Here is a 456-nt window from a genome sequence, read left to right as displayed (position 1 = left end):
AACCGTGGTACCGATAGCCGCACCTAACACCCCCAGTTCCGGAAGCCCAAACAGACCAAAAATCAGTAATGCATTTAAAAAGGCATTAATAAAAATGGCGATAATACTGACATTGGTCGGCATTTTTGCTTCGCCTACCGATCGAAGCGCCGCTTCCATAGGCACGACAAGGGCAGTGAGCAACAAGCTAAAGCCAGTCACCCATAAATAATCTGTCGCCAGAGTAATATACTCAGGATCCGAAGCGATAATAGACACTACGGTTGCAGGGGCAAAAGTATAGATCAGCACAAAAGGCAGCGTGACCAACAATGCTACCATCCATGTTTGTGCCAGTGTCCTTGTGACACCCGCTAGGTTGTTGGCACCAAAGTATTGTGAGGCTAGCACACTCACCGCACCACTGGTTCCCACAATAACGATCAAGTTAAAGAAAAAGATAAGATCGGAAGAGCG

1 protein-coding gene is annotated in these 456 nt (G+C 47.1%); it reads right to left on the bottom strand.

The features are described 5' to 3' along the window. A partial coding sequence (locus ACP45E_RS02630) for an MATE family efflux transporter (protein WP_198927675.1) occupies nt 1-456 on the bottom strand: 456 nt, incomplete at both ends.

This window comes from Vibrio genomosp. F10 str. 9ZD137, assembly GCF_049974785.1.
Classification (GTDB): domain Bacteria; phylum Pseudomonadota; class Gammaproteobacteria; order Enterobacterales; family Vibrionaceae; genus Vibrio.
This window is presented reverse-complemented; position numbering and strand designations above follow the sequence as displayed.